At 64.4% G+C, this 13023-nt stretch carries 13 protein-coding genes; 1 reads left to right on the top strand and 12 read right to left on the bottom strand.

The window, feature by feature from the left end:
* The 6 genes from JJ959_RS19840 to JJ959_RS19815 all read right to left on the bottom strand — a co-directional run.
* Positions 1-373, bottom strand: a 373-nt coding sequence (locus JJ959_RS19840; RefSeq protein WP_292887761.1) for a PAS domain-containing protein, incomplete at its 3' end; no start/stop codon positions are given.
* Positions 374-505: 132 nt separating this feature from the next.
* The gene (locus JJ959_RS19835; RefSeq protein ID WP_292887758.1) at positions 506-1804 is read right to left on the bottom strand and encodes a branched-chain amino acid ABC transporter permease; all 1299 of its coding nucleotides are present in this window, start codon (positions 1802-1804) and stop codon (positions 506-508) included.
* A complete protein-coding gene (locus JJ959_RS19830; protein ID WP_292887755.1) occupies positions 1801-2811 on the bottom strand; it encodes a branched-chain amino acid ABC transporter permease in 1011 nt (336 codons plus the stop codon). Before JJ959_RS19830 ends, JJ959_RS19835 begins: the two co-directional genes overlap by 4 nt.
* 3 nt (positions 2812-2814) lie before the next feature.
* Positions 2815-3519, bottom strand: a complete 705-nt coding sequence (locus JJ959_RS19825) for an ABC transporter ATP-binding protein (protein ID WP_193187577.1) — start codon at positions 3517-3519, stop codon at positions 2815-2817.
* Positions 3516-4298 carry an ABC transporter ATP-binding protein gene (locus tag JJ959_RS19820; RefSeq protein WP_292887749.1) on the bottom strand — a complete coding sequence of 261 codons (783 nt, stop codon included), beginning with the start codon at positions 4296-4298 and terminating at the stop codon, positions 3516-3518. Before JJ959_RS19820 ends, JJ959_RS19825 begins: the two co-directional genes overlap by 4 nt.
* Positions 4299-4371: 73 nt before the next feature.
* Positions 4372-5559, bottom strand: a complete 1188-nt coding sequence (locus JJ959_RS19815; protein WP_292887746.1) for an ABC transporter substrate-binding protein — start codon at positions 5557-5559, stop codon at positions 4372-4374.
* Positions 5560-5986: 427 nt separating this feature from the next.
* Between JJ959_RS19815 and JJ959_RS19810 the strand changes: the two genes are divergently transcribed.
* A complete protein-coding gene (locus tag JJ959_RS19810; protein WP_292887743.1) occupies positions 5987-6970 on the top strand; it encodes a sulfurtransferase in 984 nt (327 codons plus the stop codon).
* Here JJ959_RS19810 and JJ959_RS19805 read toward each other — a convergent pair.
* The 6 genes from JJ959_RS19805 to JJ959_RS19780 form a co-directional block, all read right to left on the bottom strand.
* Positions 6960-8528, bottom strand: a complete 1569-nt coding sequence (locus tag JJ959_RS19805; RefSeq protein ID WP_292887740.1) for a fused MFS/spermidine synthase — start codon at positions 8526-8528, stop codon at positions 6960-6962. The genes JJ959_RS19810 and JJ959_RS19805 overlap by 11 nt on opposite strands.
* Positions 8525-9604, bottom strand: a complete 1080-nt coding sequence (locus JJ959_RS19800) for a YeeE/YedE family protein (protein WP_292887738.1) — start codon at positions 9602-9604, stop codon at positions 8525-8527. Before JJ959_RS19800 ends, JJ959_RS19805 begins: the two co-directional genes overlap by 4 nt.
* A 26-nt stretch (positions 9605-9630) precedes the next feature.
* Positions 9631-10089, bottom strand: coding sequence for a hypothetical protein (locus JJ959_RS19795; RefSeq protein WP_292887735.1), 459 nt, complete (start codon positions 10087-10089; stop codon positions 9631-9633).
* A gap of 188 nt (positions 10090-10277) precedes the next feature.
* Entirely contained in the window at positions 10278-11549 is a 1272-nt protein-coding gene (locus JJ959_RS19790; RefSeq protein WP_292887732.1) for an NAD(P)/FAD-dependent oxidoreductase, read from the bottom strand.
* Between the two features lie 27 nt (positions 11550-11576).
* Positions 11577-12299: a c-type cytochrome gene (locus tag JJ959_RS19785; RefSeq protein ID WP_292887730.1), complete on the bottom strand. Its 723-nt coding sequence runs from the start codon at positions 12297-12299 to the stop codon at positions 11577-11579.
* A 17-nt stretch (positions 12300-12316) separates the two neighbouring features.
* On the bottom strand, positions 12317-13023 hold a 707-nt coding region (locus tag JJ959_RS19780; protein WP_292887727.1), incomplete at its 5' end, for a cytochrome c family protein.

The raw sequence follows: 13023 nt of genomic DNA, 5'->3' as shown, positions 1-13023 counted from the left end.
GCAGCGGTTTGCCGTCTTCGTCCCGCGTGACGTCTCCCCGTTCCAGAAGCCAGCGCACGGTCCCGTCCGGCCAAACGCAACGATGTTCGATTTCGTACGGGATTCCTTTCTTGACGCAAGCCGTCACGGCATCGGTGACGGCCTGACGGTCGTCCGGATGCACTGCCGCGAGGAAGTTCTCGTAGCTGGTTTCCAGCGTTCCCGGCTGGTAGCCGAAGAGCAGCGCAATCCGCTCGGACCAGTAGAGCGCACCGGTCCCGATCTCCCAGTCCCAGGTACCGATGTTGGCGTAGATAAGACTACGCCGAAGCCGCTCTGCTTCCGCTCGAGCTTCTGATGGAATATCTTCGTCGCGCATTTCTTCGGAGGCCATGACCGTTTGAACGAGGCCCCGAGCGGGCTCGGGAGCCAGGTTCGAAAACAGTCCCGACTATCCCGGGAAATGGTTAATTTACAATAAATGCGCCCGCACCAACCGGGCGCTCAGGCTGTCGGGAGCAGCCTGTTACCGCTCCGGAATCAGCCCCTTCGGCGCGAAGCGCATGACCAGCAGCAGGATCGCCCCCATCAGCAGGTAACGCATATAGACCGACCCGGCCATCAGGTGCTGCGCCAGACCGGACTCTTCCGGCAGCGGCATGGTGATCACGGTCATGAACCAGGCACCGAGCGGCTCCGCCTGCACCCAGAGGAACCAGATCACGAAGCCGCCGAGCACCGCCCCCCAGTTGTTGCCGGAGCCGCCGAGGATCACCATCACCCAGATCAGGAAGGTGTAGCGCAGCGGAATATAGCTGGTCGGGGTAAGCTGGCCGTCGAGGGTCGCCAGCATGGCGCCCGCCACGCCGCAGACCGCGCAGCCGAGCACGAAGACCTGCAGGTGCCGCGCCTTCACGTCCTTGCCCATGGCGGCGGCCGCGTCCCGGTTGTCGCGGATCGCCCGCATCATGCGTCCCCAGGGGGACTGCAGCGCCCGCTCGGCGAGCCACATGATGACGGCAAGCACGGCGATGAAGAGCAGCGCGTAGCAGATCTTGACGAAGATCCCCGCGGCGTCCGAGACGTCGCTGACGCCGAATGTCCGGGTGAGCGAGAGAAACCAGTCCGCCTCGACGAGATCGACCTCGTAGGGGACCGGGCGCGGAATGCCGGTGACGTTCTTCACCCCGCGGGAAAGCCATTCCTCGTACTTGATCACCGCAATGATGATCTCGGAGATGCCGAGGGTGGCGATGGCGAGATAGTCGGCCCGGAGTCCGAGCGAAATCTTGCCGATCAGCCAGCCCGCCCCGGCGGCGACCAGTCCGCCGACCGGCCAGGCCAGCAGGATCGGCAGGCCGAGGCCGCCGAGATAGCCGGAAAGCGCCGGATCGATCGCCTCGATCCGGTCGGTCGCCGGAAGAAAGAAATGCGAGATCAGGAAATAGCCGGCGATCAGCAGCAGCACCGTCACATAAGGCCTGAGTGTCCGGGCGAACTTGCGGCGGGCGAAAAGGATCGCGGCCACCGTCGCGACGAGGCTCAGAAGCGAGAGCGCGAGATCGCCGCCCGCGACCGACCAGGCCTCGCCGACCGGCGCCATGGAGACCAGCACGGCGGCCAGCCCGCCGAGCGCGGTGAAGCCCATGATTCCGACATTGAAGAGACCGGCATAGCCCCACTGCATGTTCACGCCGAGCGCCATGATGGCGGAGATCAGGCAGAGATTGAGGATGCCGAACGCCACCGCCCAGCTCTGGAACAGACCGACCGCGATCAGGATCAGCCCCATCGCGCCGTAATAGAGGGGGACCTTCTTCGTCATATGACCTTACCTCGAATGATGCCCGTCGGCCGCACAAGCAGCACCGCGACCAGGATGACGAAGGACACCGCGAACTTGTAATCGGTGGAGAGAAGCTGCACGAGACCTTCAGGCGCCCAGCCGTCCGGCCCGAGATAGGCGAGGAAACGCTTGAAGGCGTAGGTCACCGTCACTTCCGAGAAGGCGACGATGAAGCCGCCGAGCACGGCACCGACCGGCTGGCCGATGCCGCCGAGAATGGTCGCGGCGAAGATCGGCAGCAGGATCTGCAGGAAGATGAACGGCTTGTAGGTCTTGTCGAGGCCGTAGAGCGTGCCCGCAATGGCGGCGAGCGCGGCCGAGATCACCCAGGCGATCATCACGATCTTCTCCGGGTTGATGCCGGAGAGCAGCGCCAGATCCTCGTCGTCGGAATAGGCCCGCATCGCCTTGCCCCAGCGGGTCTTCTGCAGGAACCAGAAGAGCGCCGCGACGACGACGAGCGCAACCACGACGGTGATGAGCTGGGTCTGCTTGACGCCGATGCCCTGTTCCAGCCCGGTCGCCTCCCGGAAATCGCGCACCGTGAAGAGGAAGCGCGCGCCGTCGGCGAAGCTCTGGTCGTCCGGGCCGATGATGATGCGGATCAGGCCGGCCATCACGAACATCACGCCGACGGAAACGATGGCGAAGACGATCGGGTTCGAGCGTTTCCGGCGATAGAAGCGGAAAACGAAGCGGTCGGTCAGCAGCGCCATCGCCACGGCGGCGAGGATCCCCACCGGCAGAGCGAGAAGCGCGGTCGGCAGCGGATCGATACCGATCCCGGCCGCCTGCAGCCCCCAGGTCGCGAGGATCGCCGCCATGGCGCCGAAGGACATCATCTCGCCGTGCGCGAAATTGGCAAAGCGCAGGATGCCGAAGATGATCGTGACCCCGAGCGCACCGAGCGCGAGCTGAGCGCCGTAAGCGATCGCCGGCACGAGGACGAAGTTGCTGAGAAGCGCGAATGCGTTGGCGATATCCATGGCTCAGCCCCCGAGGAAGGAACGGCGAACTTCCTCGTTCGCCAGAAGGGCCTCGCCGGTATCGGTGAAGCGGTTGGAGCCCTGCACGAGGACAAAGCCGTGATCGGCGATCTCGAGCGCCTGACGCGCATTCTGCTCGACCATCAGGATGGCGATGCCGGTGCGGGCGACCTCGACGATCTTGTCGAACAGCTCGTCCATCACGATCGGCGACACGCCAGCCGTCGGCTCGTCCAGCATCAGCAGCTTCGGCTGTGTCATGAGAGCCCGCCCGACAGCGACCTGCTGGCGCTGGCCGCCGGAAAGCTCGCCGGCCGGCTGGTTGCGCTTCTCGGCGAGGATCGGAAAGAGCGAAAAGACCTGCTCCTTCGACTCCGTGATGTCGTCCTCGCGGATGAAGGCGCCCATCTCGAGATTTTCCTCGACGGTGAGCGAGACGAAGACGTTCCGGTTCTGCGGCACGAAGCCCATGCCGTGGCGCACCCGCTCCTGCGGCGCCATGCGCGTGATGTCCTCGCCGTCAAAGACCACGCTGCCTTCGCGCAGGTTCAGCATGCCGAAGACGGCCTTCATCGCGGTCGACTTGCCGGCCCCGTTCGGGCCGACGACGACGGCGACCTCGCCGCGTTCAACGCTCAGATTGCAGTCGGTCAGGATATCGGCCCCGCCGTAGCCGCCGGTCATCCCGGTCGCGGAGAGAAAGCTCATTGATCCGACACCCGCTTGTGTTTCCGGCCGGTCCCGAGATAGGCCTCGATGACCTCCTCGTTGTTCATCACCTCGTCGACGGAGCCCTGCGTCAGCAGCTTGCCCTCGGCCATGACGATGACCGGATCGCAGAGCCGGGCAATGAAATCCATGTCGTGCTCGATCAGGCAGAAGGTGTAGCCACGCTCCTTGTTCAGGCGCTGGATGGAGTTCGCGATGGTCTGCAGCAGCGTGCGGTTCACTCCGGCGCCGACCTCGTCGAGAAAGACGATCTTCGCGTCCACCATCATGGTGCGGCCGAGTTCGAGCAGCTTCTTCTGGCCACCGGAGAGATTGCCGGCGAGCTCGTTCTCGAGATGCGGGATTTCCAGGAATTCGATTACGTCGCGGGCGCGTTCGCGGACCTTCTCCTCGTGTTCGCGCACCGCGGCGAAATTGAACCAGGCATGCCGCAGATCCTCGCCGGGCTGTCCGCCCGGAACCACCATCAGGTTCTCCAGAACCGTCAGGGAGGAGAATTCGTGCGCGATCTGGAAGGTGCGCAGCAGCCCCTTGTGGAAGAGCTGATGCGGCTCGAGCTCCGATACATCCTCACCGTCGAGATAGATCTTCCCCGACGTCGGCGGGAAAGCGCCGGCGATGATGTTGAAGAGCGTTGTCTTCCCCGCTCCGTTCGGGCCGATCAGCCCGGTAATGGAGCCTTGCTGGATTTCCAGCGACACGCCGTTGACGGCGTGGATGCCACCAAAGCGCTTGGTGACGTTTTCTACTTTGATCATCCGTTAGCCCATATAGGCAAAACGGTCAGGCTCGCGCCCGACCGTTTCCCCGTAAACGTCTCAACTCGACCGATCAGTGGTAAGCAACGGTCTTCCACTTACCGCCTTCGACCGTGGTCTCGCGGAAGCTGCCCGCGGACTCGCCCGGCGCGATCAGTTCGAGCGCGGTGCCGCCGACATAATCGATGTCGCCGCCATCGGCAAGAATCTTGAGCGCTTTCGCGAGTTCGCCCGGATAGATCTTCTCGCCAGGCGCGTTGGCGACCTTCTCGATCATGCCCTTGTACTTGGCCGGATCGGTGCTGTTGGCGGCCTGCATGGCGAGCAGCAGGATCGCGGAGGCGTCGTAGGCTTCCGGGACATAGGGATCGTCGCCCTTGAAGCCCTTGCCTTCGGCCAGCTTGGCCAGCTGCGCCGCGCCGGGGCTGTCGGTACCCGGGTTGGTGCCGATGGAGCCGTCGAGCGAGGCGCCGAAATTGTCCGTCAGCGCTTCGCCGACCATGCCGTCCGGCAGCACGAACCGGTCGAAGGCGCCGGTGTCGAGCGCAGCCTGGATCATGCCCTTGCCGCCCTGGTCGAGATAGCCCGCGACGATCAGGATGTCGCCGCCCGCGGCCGCGAGGGTCGCGACTTCGGCGGAGTAGTCGGCCTTGCCGTCTTCATGCGCGGCGACGGCGGTGATCTTGCCGCCCTTGCCTTCGAAGGCAGACTGGATCGAGTCGGCGAGGCCCTTGCCGTAGTCGTTGTTGGTATAGGTCAGCGCGGCGGTCTTGATGCCCTTGGCAACGAGGATCTCGCCGATGATCTGGCCCTGGCGGGCGTCGGACGGCGCGGTGCGGAAGAACAGGCCGTCATCCTCGATCGTGCTCAGCGCCGGAGAGGTGGCGGACGGAGAGATCATCACCATGCCGTTCGGGCGGGCGACGTTGTTCAGCACCGCAGTGGTCGCGCCGGAACAGGTCGCCCCGACGATGCCGTTGACCCCCTCGGACGTGATCAGACGGTTCGCGGCAGCGGTCGCGGCAGCGGCGTCGACGCAGGTGCTGTCGCCGCGTACGGAGACCACCTTCTTGCCGCCGAGGAAAATGCCGCTGTCGGACACTTCCTGGATGGCCATCTCGCCGCCGAGCGCCATCGGCTTGACGAGAGATTCGGTCGGGCCGGTGAAGCCCTGCAGCATGCCGATCTTGACGGTGTCCTGAGCCTGAGCGGCAGTCGTCGACATGACCGCGGCACACAGGAACGGTAGCAAGCGTTTCATGGTCGCTTCCCCTGTTTGTGTAGGTTTGATGAATCCGCACACTATACAGAGACCGTGTCGGCGGGCAACGGGAGCGAAACGGGAACAGCCGGATTCTTCGCCGGTTCGAATGCAAGCCCTCGGAGACCTCGATCCTCATCATATGGCCGGCGCGCGTTGGCACCCTCCTGTGGGACCATGCCTCATGCATACCGTCGTCTCCGCGACATCCGTATTGAAGCCGGAGCAGGAGTTCGGCCAGCACAACCCGGTCACATATTTCCTGAATCGGGAACAGAGCGGTCAATCCGGGAAGATTCTTTGACCAAAATCTTCTATTTCATTGCCGCCACCTAGGCATTCGGGAACGATCTTTCTATTTTCCACGCGAACGGGCCCGGTGCTTTCCCGAAAGCAGGCCGCGCCCTGGCTTCGATTGGACAAGACGATGAAGAAACTGATCGCATCCCTCTTTGCTTTGGTCGTGATTGCCGGCGCGGCGCGCGCCGAGACCGTGACGCCGCTGGTAAGCGTCGATTGGGTGAAGGACCATATCGGTGAGCCCGGGATCGTCTTTCTCGACGTCCGGGGCGAGCTCGACGGGGCGACCAAGCAGACCTATCTAGACGGCCACATTCCCGGCGCGATCTGGACCGACTACCTGAAGGACGGCTGGCGTACCCAGGACGGCAACGGCACCATCGCACAGCTCTCCACCGTCGACACTCTGGAGACGACGATCGGCAATCTCGGCATCGAGAACGAGCATCATGTCGTCATCGTTCCGGCCGGCAAGACCGCGCTCGACATGGGGACCGCGACCCGCATCTACTGGACCTTCAAGGTCGTCGGTCATGACGCGGTCTCGATCCTCAATGGCGGCATGCAGGCCTACACCGCCGAGATCGACGAGAAGACGAAGCAGCCGCTGAACCCGCTGGAGAAAGGCGAGGTGAAACTGGCCCCGACCATCTTCTCCGCAGAGCTGCGCGAGGACATGATCGTCAACAAGACCGACATGGCCGCCGCTGCGACGGCCGGCGAGGTGATCGTCGACAACCGCCCGCAGGACCAGTTCCTCGGCCTCAACAAGCACGGCAAGGCGAAGCGCGCCGGGACCATTCCGGGCGCCCGGAACCTGCCGGAAAACTGGCTGACGCAGAATGGCGGCACCTTCCGCGACCGCGACACCATCTCCAAGCTCTATACGATGGCGGGCATCCCGACCGAAGGCGCCCAGATCAGCTTCTGCAACACCGGCCACTGGGCCAGCCTCGGCTGGTTCGTCTCCCAGGAGATCCTCGGAAACGAGAACGCGAAGATGTATGACGGGTCCATGGTCGAATGGTCGGCGGACCCGAAGCTGCCGGTAGACTCCGCTCTGGAAAATCAGACCGGCGGCGCCGAGAAGCTGACGCAGCTCATTCAGTAGTCACGGCCGAGAACAGGACCCCGGACAGCAATCGGTCCACCGGCGCGAAATCGTCGGTCAGGATCACCGGGGTCTCTGAACCGGGATCCATCAGGTCCGCTATCGGGATCCGTTGCCAGGTGCGGCGGATCCCGAAGGCAGAATGGATCGCCGGGACCGGCGCGCCGGAGGCGGATGCGACGACCTCATAGGTGATCCGTCCTTCCGGGCTTATCCCGGTCTGCTCCCCCGCTTCCCGCCAGATCGCGACATCGCCGAAATCCTGCGCCAGCGTATGGACCAGCGCGGCGAGAAAACGCGGATTGCGCGCTCCGTCCACCACGTTCACGACATAGAACCCGTGCCGCGTCAGCCGCGCCGCCACCTCGCCATGGAACTCCCGGCTGACCAGATGGGTCGGCACCGAGATGTCGTGAAAGGCATCGCCGAAGATCACGTCGAACTGCGGTTCTCGCGGCAGGGATTGCAGCAGGGCGCGGGCGTCCCGGTGATGGATCTCGAGCCCCGGCGTAGAAGGATCGAGCCAGAGATGGTCGCGGGCGGCCTCCGTCACGGCGGGATCGATCTCCGCCACCATCAGGCGCGCGCCCGGCACCGTCGCGGCCCAGGCACGCGGCAGGGAATAGCCGCCGCCGCCGATGAAGAAGGCGGACAGCTCGGTTCCCGCGACATCCAGCGGAAAGCGGCGGCGGGCATATTCGTCGACGAAATGGATATAGGGGCTGTAGAGCAGGCTCGGATCGTCCCGGTCGTTGATGCTGTGCACCAGATTGTCCAGCACCATGAGCTTGCTCGGGCGGCCGCTATATGGAGCGAAATCGTCGATCACGATGCAGAAATAGTCGCTCTCCACCGTGCAGCGGGAAGTGAAGGCGCCGCGCGCGATGCCGGTGCCAAGAAGCGGGACGGAGAGCCCGACCATCGCGACACAGGCGATCAGCGCCGCCTTCCGGCCGGCGAGCAGCGCGCAGGCCAGCGCGAGAACCGCATAGAGCAGCGTGACGGCGATCAGGGTCCCGGCGGAGCCGACCCAGGAAATGAAGAAATATCCCGCCGACAGAGTGCCCCCAATGCTGCCGACCGTCCCGATGGCGTACATCTGTCCAAGGATTGCGCCGGTCCGCTCAGGCGCCTCGTCGACGGCGAGTTTGGTGACGACGGGCGCCACCATACCGACAAAGAGACTCGGTAGCAGGAAGAGTGCCGTTGCGAGCAGGACCACGATGGTGACTTGCCCGAGCCCCGAGGCGAGCAGTCCGACGGCGAGATCGTTCAGCAGCAGGAGCGCGAGCAGGCTCGTGACGCCGGCGAGAGCGAGAGCGATCGCGAGGCGCCGCATACCGCTCGCGCGGTCCACCTCCGGTCCCGCCATTCGGCCTCCGATCCAATGGCCGACCGAGAGACCGGCCAGCACCACGGCGATGATCGCCGTCCAGGTATAGAGTGACATGCCGACATAGGGCGCGATCAGGCGCCCGGCGACGATCTCGACAACGAGGCCTCCGGCGGAACTGAGAAACAGCACGGCCGCGAGAAATAAACGAATTGCAAGGGTCATGAGGTTACCCGGCCGTTACCAAAAGCGGGGGACTGGCGCTCCATCAGCCATTGGCAGGCACCGGAACCGAGCCACATGGCGAGGAGCGCAAGCCAGGCGGTCAGGGAAAGAACCGAACCGCCGGTGACCCCCGCCCCGACCGCGCAACCGCCGGCCAGCATGCCGCCGAAGCCCATCAGCACGGCGCCGACGACATAGCGCACCATTCCGGTCGACTGGTCGAACACCTGGACATGGAACTCCTTTCGCAGCACGGCGGAGGCAAACGACCCGAGCGCGACCCCCGGCACAAGGCCGACGCCGAATTCGAGCGGGATCGCCGGCTCGGTGATGAGCGCCATGAGCGTATCCGCCGACGGGCCGGTGAAGGTCACGCTGAGCACGGAAACCGGCTCGAAGGAGACATGGGCGAGCGAGGCCGTCAGCAGCCATCCGAGGGCGATCGAGCCACCGAGGACGATCGAGATCAGGGTCCGTGCCGTGCCAAGGGCGGCGCGCCGGGCGAGGAAAACGGCGAGCGCAAGAAGCACGCCGCCGACGATCAGGCCGGCATAAGCGGGCAAATGCAGATTGAGATTGCGAGCGTCCGGTCCGACAGACCAGAGGGCGGAAAGTTCGAGGCGCAGGGGCGACAGCAGCCCGGTCAGCGCCGCCTGTGCGATCACGGTCACCAGCATCCCTGTCATCAGGGCACGGAGATTTCCGGTCGCCGAGAGCACGAGCAGGCGGCTGGCGCAGCCGCGCGCGAGGATCATGCCTACGCCGAACATCGCGCCGCCGATGATCGCACCCGAGAGCGTGCCGGCGGAGGACAGTTGCCGCACCTCGTTGACCGGAAGCATCCCCGAGGAGAGCAGCATCTGGACGAAGAGGAGCGCGGAGCCGAAGACCAGCAGCCAGATCGCGAAACTCGGCCCGGGCTTGCCGCCCCAGAACTCGATCGAGGCGCTGCGCAGGCAGAACCGGCTCGCCTGGGCGCAGGCACCGAAGATCAAACCGACGAGCAGTCCGCAGAGCGCGGCCTTGGCCGGGTCCGATATGTGATCGGTCGCGAGAAGGGTCTCGAGAAATTCCATGATACCCTCTCAGCTGACCGCCGGGATTACGGACGGACGATGGTCCACCCGGCCTCGTTCGCTTCGATCAGCGCGACGACCCCCGTCTGGACGATTTCCGCGTCCTCGAGGATCGGGATCTTCTTGCCTTCCAGCCGCTCCATCGTGTCGATGGTGTTGCCGCAGGCCAGGAAAGTGACGTTCGGCATGCTCATTCCAAAGCCCTGAACCCGCTTGGCGACGTCCTCCGGCGCGGTATCCGTTCGAAGCAGATGCAATCCGCCCTCGAAGGCGACGATGCGGATCTCCACCTCCTCGCCGATGCCCGAATAGTGCCGCGACACGTTGGCGGCCACGTTCAGGACGCCCATCATCTTGTGCGGATCGTTGTCGCTGATCTGCAGGACGAGCCTGTGCACCCCATCCTCCGCCTGCGACACCGCCGGCAGGGCCGACCCGATTGTCACAAGACAGATGAGGACAAGCGCCCGAAACAGAACCGGCATGTCGCGTCTCCTTTCGAAAAAGCTTGGCCCGCCCGCGCGTTGGGCCCGCGCCGGGGCGGATCATCTCAAGATAGGCGATTAGCATTTTCTGACCGGACTCTTTCGTCACATTTTCGGCAGCGTCGCCGGGCAAGGCGGGTAACCGCAGCCCACGGTACCTTTCCCGCGGGCTGCGGCATTGATGCGGATCAACCGAACATGTCGGCCGTAATGCCGGAATACCAGCCGAGGCTTTCCTCGTAGGTCTGCTTGCGCAGCGCGGCATCCTCGCCGGTCTGGCTGATGAAACCGGAGGTCTTGGCGATCTTCTCCGGCGTCGCCTCATAGGCCGCGCCGACCTTGACCCCGTTGTCGGTATCGATCAGCGACCAGCAGGTGTTGGAGAACTTGGCCGGGAACACCTTCGATCCGGTGAGCGCACCGCGGATCGCATTGGCCGCCACCTTCGCCTGGCTGTTGGCCGAGAAGCCGGATTTCGGCATGTCGCCCTGATTGGTCGCATCGCCGAGAACGTGAATGTTCTCGTCCATCCGGCTCTGCATGGTCGCGGGCACGACCGGCGCCCAGCCTTTCTCGTCGGTCACACCGGCGAGTTCCGCGATCCGTCCGGCCTTCTGCGCCGGGATCACGTTGACCACGTCGGCCTTCGTCACCTCGCCGCCGACGACCACTTCCATGCTGTCCGGCCGCACTTCCTTCAGCGGGCCGGTAAAACTGGCGTCGAGCCAGTCGACCATGCCCGGGTACCGCGCCTCCCAGCCTTCCTGGAACAGGCCCTGCTTGGAGAACTTGTCCTTCGGATCGAAGATCAGGATTTTCGCCTTCGGATTCTTCGCCTTCAGGACATGCGCGACCATGGAGACCCGCTCGTAGGGGCCCGGCGGGCAGCGATAGGGGTTCGGCGGCGCGACCATGACGAAGACCCCACCCTCGCGCATGGACTCGACCTGCGCCTTCAGCAGCTCGGTCTGCGAGCCGGCCTTGTAGGCATGCGGCATCTTGTTTTGCGCCGCGATGTCCCAGCCCGGGACCGCGCCGTCGACGAAATCGATACCCGGCGACAGCACCAGGCGGTCGTAGGGCACCGCCCCGCCGCCTGCGAGCGCGACGGTCTTCTTGTCGCGGTCGACGCCGACCGCCCAGTCGTGCACGACATTGATGCCGTACTCGCTGGCAAGCTTGCCGTAGCTGTGGGCGATGGAGTCCAGCGTGCGGAACCCGCCGAGATAGAGATTGGAAAAGAAGCAGGTGTAGTAAGTGCGGGTCGGCTCGATAAGGGTGACGTCGATCTCGCCCTTGCTGTCCTTGGCGAGATAGCGGGCCACCGTCGCGCCGCCGGCGCCGCCGCCGACGACGACCACCTTCGGCTTGCCGTGATTGGCGCCCATCACCATCGGCGCCGCGGTCAGTACGGCACCCGCTGCCGCACCTTTCAGGATCGACCTTCTACTCAGAGACATGGCAGTTCCTCCCGTTTTGGGCCTCGTTCAGTCGAGGCCTTCGAAATACGCCGCCAATCCGGCGATCTCTTCATCCGACAGCCGCCCCGCGATCATGCGCATGACCGGGTGCGGGCGGAGTTCTTTTTTGTAGGCATGCATGGCCACCACGAAGTCGGCCTTCGGCCAGCCGGTGATCGAGGGGATACCCTCGTTCGCCCCGCTCTTCTGGTGACAGGTCAGGCATTCGCCCGACAGATATTCACCGTAATCCGGATCGCCTACGATCGCGAGGATCGCCGGATCGAGATTGTGATCCGTTGCGGTCGCCGTCGGCGCTGCTTCGGGAATGTTGCTCGGCTTGTCGGAAAAGGCGCGCAGATAGGCGAGAACGTGCGACCGGTCCGCGGGATCGGGCATGCCGGCGAAATTCATCCGCGTCTTGGAGACGAGGTTTTTCGGGTTTTCGAGATAGATATCGAGATTGTCGGCGTCCCAGACGAGACCGTCCGCGCCTGCGCGGACCAGTCCCTCCGAATAACGGAAACCCTCGATGGACCCGGCGACGCGGCCGAATATTCGGTTCAGATGCGGGCCGACCGCATTTTCGGCACCGTTACCGACACGGTGGCAGGCTTTACAGACACGGAAGAGCTGCTCACCGGCTTTCGCGTCTCCGAGTTCGACAGCTCGGGCCGGAGCGGCAAGGGCGGTGACGGTCAGCAGAATCGCGAGGCCCAAAGCCCGGATAGTGCGCACCGTCACCGCCATCATGTCATGTCCTCATACTATTCGGACGTCGCCTTCAGATAGGCTATCACAGCTGCCAGTTCGTCGTCCTTTTTCAGTCCGGCGAAGGACATCTTGGTCCGCTTGATCATGTCCTTCGGCTTGGCAAGGAAGGATGCGAGCGTCTCTTCGGTCCAGACGAGACCCTCCTCGCCTGCCTTCACCATGTCCTTGGAATATTTGGTGAAACCGTCGGCGGTACCGGCGGCGCGATCGAAGATGCCGTTCAGATGCGGGCCGATCTTGTGCTTCGCACCGTCGCCAACGGCGTGACAGGCCTGACACTTCTTGAAGACCTTTTCTCCCGCCTCGACCAGCGCGGGATCGACGGCGGGTGCCGCCGCGACTTCCTGCGCCGGCTCACTGGCCGGCGCAGCCGCCCCGGAGCCTTCGCCCATCGCCTCTGCGGCAGCGGCCGCACCCGAGGCGTCCTCCGGCGTCACGTCGATGATGGCCGCCCGCTTGGTGATCTTCACCTCGGGCTTGCAGTTTTCCATGCAGGGCGAGCGGTTCTTCCAGACGGCGGTCTCGGTCCGGTCGTCGGGATAGAAACCTTCCTCGTTCGGCAGCCGCACCTCGGTGAAGTTCGCCTTCGAGAGCTCGAAATCGTCGTCGACGAGATCGTTCAGATACAGGAGATAGGCCGTGATCGCGTAGGTCTCGTCACCGCTGAGAGACTGGGCGTCGCCGAAAGGCATGGCCCGGT

Origin of the sequence: Nisaea sp., from assembly GCF_017640745.1 — a bacterium.
Taxonomy (GTDB): domain Bacteria; phylum Pseudomonadota; class Alphaproteobacteria; order Thalassobaculales; family Thalassobaculaceae; genus Nisaea.
The sequence above is the reverse complement of the archived record's forward strand: the minus strand, read 5'-3'. Positions and strand labels throughout refer to the sequence as shown.

Excerpts from the sequence above, each read along its gene's own strand:
- JJ959_RS19835 (WP_292887758.1), bottom strand. The coding sequence starts at position 1,804 with ATGACGAAGAAGGTCCCCCTCTATTACGGCGCGATGGGGCTGATCCTG.
- JJ959_RS19830 (WP_292887755.1), bottom strand. The coding sequence starts at position 2,811 with ATGGATATCGCCAACGCATTCGCGCTTCTCAGCAACTTCGTCCTCGTG.
- JJ959_RS19825 (WP_193187577.1), bottom strand. The coding sequence starts at position 3,519 with ATGAGCTTTCTCTCCGCGACCGGGATGACCGGCGGCTACGGCGGGGCC.
- JJ959_RS19820 (WP_292887749.1), bottom strand. The coding sequence starts at position 4,298 with ATGATCAAAGTAGAAAACGTCACCAAGCGCTTTGGTGGCATCCACGCC.
- JJ959_RS19815 (WP_292887746.1), bottom strand. The coding sequence starts at position 5,559 with ATGAAACGCTTGCTACCGTTCCTGTGTGCCGCGGTCATGTCGACGACT.
- JJ959_RS19810 (WP_292887743.1), top strand. The coding sequence starts at position 5,987 with ATGAAGAAACTGATCGCATCCCTCTTTGCTTTGGTCGTGATTGCCGGC.
- JJ959_RS19805 (WP_292887740.1), bottom strand. The coding sequence starts at position 8,528 with ATGACCCTTGCAATTCGTTTATTTCTCGCGGCCGTGCTGTTTCTCAGT.
- JJ959_RS19800 (WP_292887738.1), bottom strand. The coding sequence starts at position 9,604 with ATGGAATTTCTCGAGACCCTTCTCGCGACCGATCACATATCGGACCCG.
- JJ959_RS19795 (WP_292887735.1), bottom strand. The coding sequence starts at position 10,089 with ATGCCGGTTCTGTTTCGGGCGCTTGTCCTCATCTGTCTTGTGACAATC.
- JJ959_RS19790 (WP_292887732.1), bottom strand. The coding sequence starts at position 11,549 with ATGTCTCTGAGTAGAAGGTCGATCCTGAAAGGTGCGGCAGCGGGTGCC.
- JJ959_RS19785 (WP_292887730.1), bottom strand. The coding sequence starts at position 12,299 with ATGGCGGTGACGGTGCGCACTATCCGGGCTTTGGGCCTCGCGATTCTG.